Consider the following 11365-nt stretch of genomic DNA (forward strand, 5'->3'; position numbering starts at 1 on the left):
CTCGGTCGTGTGGTCGTCTGGTCGTGTGACCGGCCGATCAGCTGACCGCCGCCCCGCCGCCCCGCCGCCCCGCCGGTGGTCAGCGCTCCCGGCCCCGCTCCCGCCAGACGCGCTTCAGCTCCTCCCAGCGCTCCGCCTGCTCCTCCGTCAGGACTCCCCGCAGCTGCGCCAGCTTCAGCAGCTGCGCCTCGGCGTCGGCGCCCAGCGGCTGGGCCTCGGCGCGGTAGTGGTCGGCGAGGAGGGCGTCCAGCTCGGGCCGGGTGAGGGCGGGGTCGAGGCGCTGGGTGAGCTTGGCCATGTTGCGGTAGGAGCCCTGGAGCAGGAACGGCGGCTCGGTGCGGGTGCGGTCGTCCTGGGCGGCGGAGTCCAGGTAGGCGCGGTTGACGGCCAGGACGGTGGTGCGCAGGTGGAGCAGCCCGGACAGGACAGCGGTCATCCGCTCGACCTCGGCGGCGGGCCAGGCGCCGGCCAGGGTCGTGCCGGTGCCGCCCGGGGCGCCGGCCGCGCGGGCGAGCAGGACCTCCAGGTCGGCGCGTTCGGCGGTGGCGAGCGGGGCCAGGTGGGGGTTGGCGGGCAGGGCGTTCTCGACGAAGCTGAGTGCGAAGAGGTCGTCGCGTCCGGCGACGGCGTCGCCGAGGTTCCACACGTCGGCGCGGTTGGCGAGCATGTCGGGCAGCCGGAAGAGCCGGCCGGACTCGGTGTACGGGTTGGCGGCCATCACGACGGCGAAGCGCTTGCCGCGCAGGTCCCACTCGCGGGCCTCGCCGTCGTGGACGCCGTCGATCCGGCGCTGCGCGTCGCACAGCGGGATGAAACGCTGCAGGAACTCGGGCGAGGTGTGCTGGACGTCGTCCAGGTAGAGCAGCACGTTGTCGCCCGCGTGCAGGGCGAAGTTGAGCTTCTCGACCTCGCGGCGGGAGGTGGCGTCGGGGGCCTCGGCCGGGTCCAGCGAGGTGACCCGGTGGCCGAGCGCCGGGCCGCTGACGGAGACCAGCAGCAGGCCGAGTCGCTCGGCGAGGTACTCGACCAGGGTGGTCTTGCCGTAGCCGGGCGGGGACACCAGGAGCAGCAGGCCGCTGCGGTCGACCGGACCGCCGGCGTCCGCCGTGCCGAGCTGCTTGGCGAGGTTGTCGCCGATCAGCGGCAGGTACACCTGGTCGATCAGCCGGTTGCGGACGAAGCCGTTGAGCGGGGCCGGCCGGTACTGGTCGAGCCGCAGCCGGGCGTGCTCGGCGGCCAGCAGTTCTCCGCGCAGCTTCCGGTAGGCCCGGTGGCCGGGCACCTCGACCTCCTCGAACTCCCGTACTCGGGAGAGCAGTTCGTCCAGGCGGAGGTCGAGCGCGCCGCCCGTCAGACGCGGGTGGTCGCCGACCAGCCCGGTCAGCCGGGTGCTCACCGCGCCCTCGGCGGGACGGCGCGGCAGTGCCGGGCAGAGCAGGACGGCGGTGGCCTCGGCGAGGTCGGCCGGGTCGGCGTCGCCGGCGCCCGCCTCCAGCCAGGCGGCGGCGAGCTGGCGCCGTACGGACAGCAGCCCGGGCTCGTCGGGCAGGGCGGCCAGTGCCTCGGTGAGGCCGGCCGACTCGGGGGCGGCGCGGAACTTGTCGAGCAGCGTGGCGGCGCCCGCCGAGTAGGCGAACGCGGGTTTCTCGGCGGCGAGTTCGGCGACCAGGTACGGGCCGGCCGGGCCGTCGGCCTCCGCGCCCGGGACGAAACCCGCGACGGCGGCGGAGAGTTCGGCGGCCAGCGCGTCCAGCGCGGGGACGCCGCCGAAGGCCTGCCGGGCGAGGCCGAGCGAGCGGGCCCGGGTGTGCCAGAGCCGTCGCTGCCGCTCGTCGGCGCCGTACGCCCAGTACAGCTGTGCGGCTGCCCTGGCGCCCGCCGGGTGGCGCAACAGTCCTGCCTCGGTGCCGAGTTCGAGCAGGGCGCGGAGCAGCAGGGCCGCGTCGTGGTCGTGCACTCCGCGCTGGTAGCCCCCGTCGGGCCGCTGTTCGGCGGCCCGCCGGACGTACTCCAGCAGGTCCGCGTCGGCGGTGAGCGAGCCCGGTCCGGCGGTGAGCGTGCCCGCTTCGGCGGCCAGCAGCAGGCTCGCGGCGAGGTACTCGGCGCGGTAGAGCTGCGGGGTCTCGGAGGGGAGCGGCCGGTCCCAGTAGCGCGCGGTGGCGGCGAAGGCCGGGTCGGTGACCGGGGAGCGGTAGTCGGTGCCGGTGAGGGTGAAGGCGGGCCGGCCGCGCCAGGGGACGAGGGCGAGTTCGGGCCGCTGGGTGGTCACGGCGAACAGGTGCCGGCCGAGCCGCAGGGTGCCGGGGCCGTCCCCGGCGAGTTCGGCGCGGTCGCGCAGGGCGCGCTGGGCGCGGCCCCGGGCGGCGCGCAGCCGTCCGGTCAGCTCCTCGGCCCGGACCCGGTCGCCGAGCGCGGTCAACTGGCCGGCCAGGTCGCGGAGTTTGACGGCGGTCGGGTCGGCGGCGAGCGCGGCGTCGATCTCGGCGGCGGTGTCCAGGGCGGCCAGGCGCCGGTGCAGGGTGTCGAGGATGCGCGCGGCGGAGGCGGCCAGCCGGTCGGCGCGGCGGGCCCGTTCCTCCAGCAGGTGCTGGCGCCGGCCGGTGAGCGCGTCGTGGATCCCGGTGCGCCGGTCGGCGAGCTGTTCGCCGAGGGCCGGGTCGGCGTCGGCGAAGCGGGTCTCCAGCTGCTCGATCCGCAGCAGGAGCCGGCCGAGCTGGTCGTCGCAGGCCTCGGGGGTGTCGGCGGCGGCGAGCGCGGCGGTGGTGGCCTGGGCGAGCAGGGCGGTCTCGGCGGCGAACTCGGCGGCGGCCTCGCGGGTGCGCAGCTCCCGGCGGCGCACGGTGAGCGCGGCCCGGGCCCGATTGAGCAGCCCGAGGACGTCGGCGAGCCGGTCCAGGATCGCGGTGCGGGTGGTGGCGTCGGCCAGGTCGAGGGTGCCGACCAGCTCCGAGACGGTCTGCAGGGCCTCGCTCTGCCCGGTGAGCCGTTCGGACAGCGGCTCGGCCTCGGTGGCGGTCGCGATGGCGGCGCAGTGCTCGGCCAGTTCGGCGGCCCGCCGCCGGTGCGGCTCGAAGGCCGAGGGTTCGGCGAGCTGGACGACGGCCCGGGCGGCGGCCTCGGCCAGGCCCTCGGCGAGGTGTGCGGCGAGCGCGTCGATCCGCTGCGGGTCGGCGCGCGGCAGGTCGCGCAGCGCCTCGACCCGGCCCTGGGCGCGGCGCAGTCCGGCGAGCCGGTCGACCCACTCGGCGGCGTCGGCGAAGGTCTCGCCGCGGGCGGTGCGCAGCAGGCCCTCGACGTGCTCGGCCGCCTCGTCGGCCTGGCGGGCGGCGTGTGCGGTGAGCTGGGCGGTCGCCTCGTACTCGGCGATGACCTGCCGGGCGGTGTCGCGGATCTCGGCGAGCGGTGCGGCGAGGTCGCCGAGGCCGCTCTGGCCGAGCCAGTGGTGCCGGTCGGTGGTGCGGGTGCAAGCGGCGAGGACGGCCCGGTGGCCGGCCGGGCTGTCGGTGCCGGCCGCGGCCAGCCGGGCGAGCGCCAGGCAGTCGGCCAGGCCGCGGACCAGGTCGGCGTTGCCGATCCGGGCCAACGGCCCGGTGCCGGGCGGCTGGTGGGCGGCGAATCGTTCGCTGGTGAACGGGGTCTGCCAGAGCTGTGCGGGGTGCAGCCGGGTGGGTCCGTCCTCGGCCGGGCGCAGGGCGACGAGGGTGCCGTCGGCGAGCAGCGCGTAGCCCTGGCAGGGCAGTGGTGCGGCGGCCTCCTGGCGGACGCTGTTGTACGGCTGCAGCAGGGCGCGGCCGTCGGTGGGGGAGCGGAACTCGTACAGCACGTCCTCGCCGTTGGGCGAGACGACGGTGCGCTCGTACGCCAGGCCGTCCACCGGCTGGTCGAAGGTGCGCACGGTGCCGTCGACCAGGTGGCAGCCGCCGGGGAAGGCCACGCCCTGGTCGGCGGGCAGCCGCAGGCAGGCCTGGCCGAGCGCGTCGATCCGGGTGACCGTGCCGGTCGGCAGGTGCACCACCAGGTGCCGGACGGTCTCCTCCTGGTACGGGCGCACGCGCACCAGCAGCAGGGTGCCGAGCCGGGCGTGGGCGACCTGCGCGTCGGCGAGGGTCTGCAGGGCTTCGGCCAGCGGTTCGCGGTGCAGTTCCCGGCCGTCCGGGGCGGTGAGGGTCAACCGGCCGCCGTCGACGCCGAGGTGGAGTTCGCCGGCCAGGTCGGCGCGGGGCGGGCGGCCGGGGCCGGCCGGCAGCTGGTCGTCGCGGGTCAGCGCCGTCCAGGGGAGCTGCTGCCCGTCGGCGGGGGTGTGGTCGCGCTCGCCGCGCCCGTCCAGGTAGGCGGGCCGGGCGTCGTCGGCGCCGTCGTCGAGGCGCCAGCGCAGCACCCGGACGTCGGTGGGGGCCGGGCCGGTGCGGAAGACGGCGAGCAGCCGCCCCTCCACCGGGCGCAGCCGCTCCAGCCGGGCGTCGCGGAAGTAGCGGCGCAGGTCGGCGAGGTCCTGGCGCAGCCGCGGGTCGTCCAGCAGGGTGCCCTCGGCGGGGGCGGGGGAGAGGTCGGGGCCGTGGAGGCCGAGGACGTCGGCGAAGTCGCCGGCGCCGTCCTCGACTTCGGTCGGGCGGGTGCCGAGCAGCAGCAGCCCGCCGGCGGCGGTGAGGTCCTGCGGGAGGCAGGCCCGGGCGGTGGTGAGCCGCCCGGTGCCGGTCAGCCGCAGCTCCCCGCCGCCGAACTCCTCGACCCGGCGGGCGTTCAACGCCGTCGCGCGGTCGGCGAGTTCGGCGGCGGACCGGGCGAGCCGGTCGCGCAGGACCTCGTAGGTGCCGGCGTCGAGCCGGGCGTCGAGGGCGTCCACGGTCAGTTCCTCAGGTACTCGGCGGATCGTTGCTCGGAGTGGTGTTGCCCGGGGCGGCTCCGTCCGGAGCGGCGTCGCCCCGAGCCGGGCTGCCCGGGGCGACGCCGTCCGCAGTGGTGCCGCTGGGAGCGGCGTCGCCCGGGTCCGTACGCTACTTGGAGCCGTTCACCGGGGCGAGGCCACCGGCCAGCGACCCGATCGGGGTCTCGGCGACGCCCAGCTTCCGCGCCGAGTCCAGCAGTTGGCGCAGCTGCCCGGACTGCTCGCCGGCGCCCGAGCCGATCAGCTTCATCAGCAGCGCGGACACCGTCAGGTTCTGCACGTCCGCGGTGGAGACCGACGACAGCACCCGGGTGAGGTCCTCGGTGAAGCTGGCCCGTCCGTCCAGCCAGGGGCCGGCCAGGGCCTGCGCGGTCTGCGAGTGGCCGACGAAGGCGTCCACGCTCTTGCCGGCCGTGACCGACTGCACCAGCCGGTCGAAGAACACCGAGTCCCCGCCGACGATGTCGATCTTGGCCTTCTCCAGGCCGGCCGCGACCAGCGCGGCCTGCGCCTCGGCGATCTGCCGCTGGGTGTCCAGCCCGGCCAGCCGGACGTCCTTCTCGGCGGCCAGCCGCAGCCGGTACTCCTCGTGCCCGCGCGAGGCCTCGTCCAGCTTGGCCATCGCCGCGGCCTTCTCGGTCAGGCCCTCGGCCTCGGCCTTCAGCTTGGCACCGACCTCCAGCGCGGCGGCCTTGGCCTTCTCGGCCTGGACGACGGCCTCGGCGAGGCCGACCTTCTCCACCGCCGCGGCCTCCTGCTCCCGCACCTGGACGCGGGCCAGGCCCTCGGCGGCGGCCTCGGCCCGGACGCCCTCGGCCATCCGGATCTTGGCGGCCGCGTCCAGCTCGGCGGCTCGCTGCCGGGCCTCGGCCAGCACCAGCGCCTCGCGGGCCTTGTGCGTGGCGGCCTGTTCGGCGGCCTCGGCGGCCTTGATGTCCTTGACGAGCTTCTCCTGCGCCTCCGCCTCGGCCTGGATGACGACGGACTTGCGGACGCGCTCGGCCTCCTCGGTGGCGCGCAGCGTCTTGACGGCCTCCTCCTGCTCGGCGACGGTGCGGTCCACCGCGACCCGCTCGCGGACCACGTCGGCGACCTCCCGCTTGGCGGACTCGACCTCCTTCACCTTGGCGATCGTGGCGAGTTCGGTCTCCCGCTCGCGGCCGACGACCTCCAGCAGGCGGTCCTTCTCGATCCGCTCGTTCTCCACCGCGATCACCCGCTCGCGGTTCTTCTGCGCCACCGCGACCTCGCGGGCCTGGTTCTCCCGCTGGACCCCGAGCAGCTCCTCGGTGCGCAGGAAGGCGGTCTGCGCGTTGAGCCGCTCCTCCTCCTGCACCCGGGCGATCACCGCGTCCTCCGTGGCGCGCAGGGTCTCGATCTCGCGGCGCTGGCGGATCTCGGCGTCGGCCTGGCGGCGTTCGAGCTCCAGGACGGTCTCCCGGGCGTCGACGTTCTGCCGGGTGATCTCCTTCTCCTCGGTGCGCTGGTACTCGTTGGTGCGCACGTGCTCGATCGCGGTCAGCTCGGTGATCTTGCGGATGCCCTGGGCGTCCAGGATGTTGTCGCCGTCCAGCTGGCTCATCGGAGTCTGTTCCAGGTGGTCGATGGCCGCGTCCTCCAGCGTGAAGCCGTTGAGGTCGGTGCCGATGACCGCGATGATCTGGTCCCGGAACTCGTGCCGGTGGGTGTACAGGTCGGTGAAGTCGAGCTGCTTGCCGACGGTCTTGAGCGCCTCGGCGAACTTGGCGGCGAAGAAGTCCTGGATCGCCTGCGGGTCGCTGGCCCGGCCGGTGCCGATCGACTGCGCGACCTTGACGACGTCCTCGACGGTCTTGTTCACCCGGACGAAGAAGGAGATCCGGATGTCCGCGCGGATGTTGTCGCGGCAGATCAGGCCGTCCCGGCCGGCCCGGTGGATCTCCACCGTCTTGGCGGTGATGTCCATCAGCTCGCCCTTGTGCAGGATCGGCAGGACGATCGTGCCGGTGAAGGTGACGTCCACCTTCTTCGTCCGGGAGACGATGAGTGCCTTGCCCTGCTCGACCTTCTGGAACAGGCGGCCCACGAAGAGCAGCATGGCGAGCACGATGAGCAGCACGACGGCGACGAGTACGCCGAAACCCACGGCGATGGTGTCCATCACGGAGTCCTTTGACGAGATGACGAGATGGTGCGAAGTGGAAAGCGAGCAGAACGAAGTGACGGATCGTCGGATCCTGGACGGTGTGGCGTGGTGCGGTGCGTTGCCTCAGTCGAGGCCCGGCGGCGACGGGTCGAAGGGCGCCACCAGGAAGTGCTCGCCCTCGGCGTCGTAGTCGAAGATCAGGGCGGTCCGCCCGGCCGTCAGCCCGGGTTCCGGGGTGGCCGTGCGGACCTGGACGGTCGCGCTGGACCCGTCCTCGGCGGCGACCTCGGCCTGTCCGAAGTCGGCCGTCACCCGGCCGGTCCGGATCACGCAGACCCGGCCGACGAAGTCCCCCCGCGTGGTCGGCCGGTCCTGCGGGAAGAGCCGCCTCAGCGGCTTGACGAGCACCCGGGTGCCCGCCCAGGCGGCGACCAGCGCGACGGCGAACACGCCGCCGCGCGCGGGCGCCCCCGAGGTGAGCACGGTGCCGGCCAGGCTGACGAACCAGGCGAGCGCGACCAGCAGCGACACCGCCACCGTCACGGGCACCCCGCCCAGCCCCAGCGCGTCCAGCACGCCCCCGTGGTGGCCGGAGCCCGCCTGGGCGCCCTTGCCGCCGTTCCCCCCGTCGGTGCCGTGCCCGCCGGTGCCGTGCCCGCCGGACGTCCCGTGCGCCACGTGCCCCCCGGCACTGTGCCCCCCGGCACCATGCCCGACGTGACCCACGTGCCCGACGTGCCCGGCATGGCCGACGTGCCCGGCACCCGGGTGGTGCCCGACGCCGTGTCCCCCGTGCAGGGCGTCGAACCCCAGTCCGCCGAGCAGCATCAGCAGCCAGTACCCGACGACCACCACCAGCGCGAAGCTGAACAGCGCCGTCGGAAAGGCCAGCGCGGCCGCGAAGAATCCCCCCGTCCCGGCCACGCTCCCCCGCCTCCCCCACGGCACCGCACTTCGGCGCCGGGGAGATCATGACAGTGGGGGAGCCCGCCGCACATTGCCAGGATCCGGCAATCTTTACGGCCCTTTGACACCCTGGTACGCGCGACCCGCGTGACACTGCAACAGCCGGGCAACAGGGCGACCGCCGGGCTGTCGCAGCGGGCCCGCGCGGGTTTGGCGGGGACGGGTCTAGAGGGGCTGTTCCGGCCAGTTCAGCAGCCGCGCGCCCATCGCCGCCGTCTCCAGCGTGAAGCGCTGCAGCGCGTCCGCCGGGTCGTACCCCGTGAGCGCCTTGATCCGCTCCAGCCGGTAGCCCAGCGTGCGCACGCTCAGCCCCAGCCGGCGCGCCGCCTCCGCGTTCACGTACGCGGCCTCCGCCTGCACGGCGATGGTGTCCAGCAGCGGACGGGCGCCGCCGCGCGCCTCGGTCAGCGGGCCGAGCACGCTGCGCACCAGGTCCGCCATCGCCGCCCGGTCGCGCATCAGCACCGGGAAGACCAGCAGGTCCTCGGCCTTCAGCAGTTCGGTCGGCAGGCCGAGGCGGTGCGCGTAGTCCAGCGCGTCCAGCGCCTCCTCGTAGCTGCGCAGCACCCCGCTCGGCCCCGAGTGCCGACGGCCGGTGGCCACCCGCAGCACCGGGCGGTAGCCGGGGCCGGGATGCAGGGACAGGTCGGCGAAGGCCTCCAGCACGGCTCGCTCGGAGTCCGGGGCGATGCAGACCAGGCGACCGTCCTTGCCGGCCAGCAGGACGTCCCGTTCGCCGAACCGCCCGGCCAGCTCCCGCTCCACCCGGTGCACCAGCGGATGCACGTCCGCGAACGGCTCGTCGCCCACCGCGACCGCCACCGTGTACGCGCTCGCCAGCCGCAGCCCGAACCGCTCCGCCCGTTCGGCGAGCAGGCCGAGGTCACTGCGGCCGAACAGCAGGTCGTCGATGAACTCCCGCCGGGCCGCCTCCTCCTGACGGACCGCCAGGCGCTGTGCGCGCTCGTGCCCCTCGCCGAGCGCCGCCAGCGCGGCGTCCGTGGCGGCGAGGACGGCGTCGCCCATCCGGCGCAGCTCGTTGACGCTGCTCGCGGCGGCCGTCCCGGGCAGTGTCTGCCAGGCCCGGCGGGCCGCCGCCAGGCAGTGTGCCACCACCTCGCGCATCCCGTACCCGGCCTCGGCGCAGTGCTCGCCGAGCTTGCGCAGACCCTCCAGCTCGTCGCGCCGCAGCAGCCGTCCGGTGCGGGAGGCGTCGGCGAGCAGGACGAGGTAGGCCTCGGCCAGCTCGGTGGGTACGTCGTGCTCGATGCCCTCGGTCACCGTGTCCTGCCATCCCCCGTACGACCTGGTATTTCGGCGCTGAACACTAGCAGGAACGGTCCGCCGGGGGCCGGGTGCGGCCGACCCTGGAACCCATGCGGGACCGGGCGCGGGACGGAGTGTGGGACCGGGCGCCGACCGCAGGTGTACCGGGCCCGGGTGCCACCCGCCGCTACCGGTCCCGGAAGTGCAGCACGAACCGGGCGCTGCTGCCGTCGATCCGCCGCCGCACGTACAGGGTCGGCGTGCCGTCCGGGGTGCAGCTGACGCCCTCGCGGACCAGCAGCGCGGTGCCCGGCGGGACGCCCAGCAGTTCGGCGTCCGCGAGGTCCGCGCCGACCGCGCCGAAGGCCCGCCAGTCGTACTCCAGCTCCACCCCGGCGGCCCGTGCCAGGTCCAGCACCAGGTTCCCGGGACGGCCCGGCCGGACCAGGTCGGCGGGCAGCGGGCCGAACGGCACCCAGTAGCTGCAGGCCGCCCGGGGCCGCCCGCCCAGCCGGATCACCGAGTCCACCCGGAACAGCTCCCGGGGCTCGCGGCCGAGCCGGCGGGCCGCCTCCGCGTCCTCCGCCGAGCCGGTCACCCCGGGCGCGGCCACGACGAACTCGCCGTCGCCCGGGTCGCCCTCGCCGCCCGGGTCGCCGTCCCGGCCGCGGTCGGGCAGGGCCGCGTGCACGCTGCCGAGGTCGAAGCGCTGGCTGCGCGGGTCCACCGCGATCGACACGCGGACGGCGGGCGGGCGGACGAAGGTGCCGACGCCCCGGCGGATCTCCACCACGGCCGCCCGTTCCAGCTCCGCCACCGCCTGCCGCACGGTCAGCCGGTTGACGCCGAACTCCGCGCTCAGCTCCGGCTCGCTCGGCAGCCGGGTGCCCGCCGGGTACGTCCCCGCGTCGACGCGCTCCTGGAGCCGGCGGGCCAGGCGGCGGTACAGCGGGGTGCTCGGGGTGTCCGCGGGGTTCGGGGGGTTGGTCGCCACACGCTCGATCCTACGAAGCCCACCGGCCGGTGCCCGCCGCGTCCCGGCTCCTGTCACCCGTCCCGTTCGGGTCGCCCCGGTGCGCGGGCGGGGGTGGGATGGAGGGAGCGCCGTCGGTTGCCGCTTGCCCGGCGACCCCCGGAGGGGTTAGACATCTAGACGTCTAGATGTCCGCCCGGACATCCGCCCCTCCCGAGCGCGGCTCCACCGAAAGGCCTCCCGCATGTCCCTGGTCAACTTCCGCGACGCCGCCGCCCTCGGTGACCCAGAGGGCCGGTGGGTCCGCCCCGGCGTGCTGTACCGCTCCGCCCAGCCGTTCCCGGCCGCCGACGAGGCCGTCGTCGCCCAGCTGCGCGCCTGCGACATCCGGACCGTCGTCGACCTGCGCGACCCGCGCGAGACCGACCCCGCCGACTGGGCCGCCGCCGAGGCCGCCGGGATAGCCGTCGTCGCGGCCCCGGTGAACCCGGCCACCGACGCCCTCACCGCGCGGATGAGCACCATGGCCACGGCCGCCGACCTCGGCGACTTCTACGTGCTGCTGGCCGAGTCCGCACCCGAGGCGGTCGCCGCCGCCGTCGAGGCCACCGTCCGCCCCGGCGCCGTCCTGCTGCACTGCGCGGCCGGCAAGGACCGCACCGGTCTGCTGACCGCCCTCCTCCTCGACCTGCTCGGCGCCTCCGCCGACCGCATCGTCGCCGACTACGCCCGCACCACGGACGCCCTCCCGCAGATCTTCGCGGGCCTCGCCGAACGCCACCGCACCGCCCTCAACGACCGCACCACCTCGCGGGTCACCGACTCCCGGGGCCGCAACCTCACCATCCCCGCGCCCCTGCTGGAGGCCCCGGCCGAGGCGATGGCGGTCTTCCTCGACCGCGTCCGTTCCCACCACGGCGGCGCCGCCTCCTTCCTCCCCACCTGCGGTGTCCCGGCGGCCACCCTCACCGCCTTCCGCACCAAGGCGGGCGTGGCCGCGGTCTGAGCACCCGCGCCGGAGCGCCCGCGCCATAGCGTCGCGCCGCCCCCGCCCCCGCCCGCGCGCGGCGGGGGGGGGGGGGGGGGGGGGGCGGGCGCCCACGCCGCGTCAAGAGACTCCCAACCGCACCACCCCCCCCCCCCCCCCACC

At 75.7% G+C, this 11365-nt stretch carries 6 protein-coding genes; 1 reads left to right on the forward strand and 5 read right to left on the reverse strand.

All coding sequences use genetic code 11. From position 1 onward, the window contains the following. Positions 1 to 79 precede the first annotated feature (79 nt). The 5 genes from ACFV0O_RS10125 to ACFV0O_RS10145 all read right to left on the reverse strand — a co-directional run bounded on the left by ACFV0O_RS10125 (position 80) and on the right by ACFV0O_RS10145 (position 10236). On the reverse strand, positions 80 to 4843 hold the full coding sequence (locus ACFV0O_RS10125; RefSeq protein WP_380338924.1) for a DNA repair ATPase: 4764 nt from the start codon (positions 4841 to 4843) through the stop codon (positions 80 to 82). A gap of 151 nt (positions 4844 to 4994) precedes the next feature. After that, positions 4995 to 7025 carry a flotillin family protein gene (locus ACFV0O_RS10130; RefSeq protein ID WP_380338927.1) on the reverse strand — a complete coding sequence of 677 codons (2031 nt, stop codon included), beginning with the start codon at positions 7023 to 7025 and terminating at the stop codon, positions 4995 to 4997. Between the two features lie 108 nt (positions 7026 to 7133). Further along, the gene (locus ACFV0O_RS10135; protein WP_380338929.1) at positions 7134 to 7934 is read right to left on the reverse strand and encodes a hypothetical protein; all 801 of its coding nucleotides are present in this window, start codon (positions 7932 to 7934) and stop codon (positions 7134 to 7136) included. Positions 7935 to 8141: 207 nt separating this feature from the next. Next, positions 8142 to 9257 (reverse strand): PucR family transcriptional regulator, encoded by a 1116-nt coding sequence (locus ACFV0O_RS10140; protein WP_380338932.1) that lies wholly within the window; start codon positions 9255 to 9257, stop codon positions 8142 to 8144. 172 nt (positions 9258 to 9429) lie between these two features. Continuing rightward, positions 9430 to 10236: a GntR family transcriptional regulator gene (locus ACFV0O_RS10145; protein ID WP_380338934.1), complete on the reverse strand. Its 807-nt coding sequence runs from the start codon at positions 10234 to 10236 to the stop codon at positions 9430 to 9432. A gap of 223 nt (positions 10237 to 10459) precedes the next feature. Between ACFV0O_RS10145 and ACFV0O_RS10150 the strand changes: the two genes are divergently transcribed. Continuing rightward, on the forward strand, positions 10460 to 11221 hold the full coding sequence (locus tag ACFV0O_RS10150) for a tyrosine-protein phosphatase (protein WP_380338936.1): 762 nt from the start codon (positions 10460 to 10462) through the stop codon (positions 11219 to 11221). The last annotated feature ends 144 nt before the right edge of the window (positions 11222 to 11365 follow it).

Origin of the sequence: Kitasatospora sp. NPDC059577, from assembly GCF_042735475.1 — a bacterium.
Classification (GTDB): Bacteria; Actinomycetota; Actinomycetes; order Streptomycetales; family Streptomycetaceae; genus Kitasatospora.

Bases quoted from the DNA above. Each gene is read 5' to 3' on its own strand.
- ACFV0O_RS10130 (WP_380338927.1), bottom strand. From the start codon at position 7,025: ATGGACACCATCGCCGTGGGTTTCGGCGTACTCGTCGCCGTCGTGCTG.
- ACFV0O_RS10150 (WP_380338936.1), top strand. From the start codon at position 10,460: ATGTCCCTGGTCAACTTCCGCGACGCCGCCGCCCTCGGTGACCCAGAG.